Origin of the sequence: Streptomyces sp. NRRL F-5135, from assembly GCF_000719775.1 — a bacterium.
Lineage (GTDB): Bacteria > Actinomycetota > Actinomycetes > Streptomycetales > Streptomycetaceae > Streptomyces > Streptomyces hebeiensis.
Genome location: NZ_JOHR01000084.1, coordinates 1 through 346, shown reverse-complemented (window position 1 = coordinate 346; position 346 = coordinate 1). Strand labels below are relative to the sequence as shown.

Sequence of the window (346 nt, the reverse complement as noted above, 5' to 3'; positions counted from 1 at the left end):
ACCAGGGTCCGGCCGTCGCCGCCGGTCGGCAGGAACCAGTGCAGGTGGACGGTCATCAGGAGGCCTTTCCGTAGCTGCGCGCCGGCGTGGTCGACGGCGGCAGGTCCTTGTTGAAACGGGTGTCGACGAAGTCGGCGAAGCGGAACCTGCGCGGGATGAGCCCGAGGGCGGCGAAGGTGTCCGCGATCTTCTGCTCGGAGGCGACGGCCGCGTCGTCGAGGGCGACCGGGATACGGGTCCCGTTGCTGCGCTTCACGGCCGCGAGGGCCACCTCGTACGGGAGACCGGTCTCCTTCGCCCACACCCGGGCCCAGTCCTCGGGGTGGTCGAACACCCAGCCCTGGGC

General features: G+C 71.1%; 1 pseudogene. It reads right to left on the bottom strand.

Annotated features, from left to right (window positions below):
- Positions 1 to 55: 55 nt before the first annotated feature.
- Positions 56 to 346 (bottom strand): annotated as a pseudogene (locus IG02_RS0135600) (ABC transporter substrate-binding protein); the annotation flags it as partial.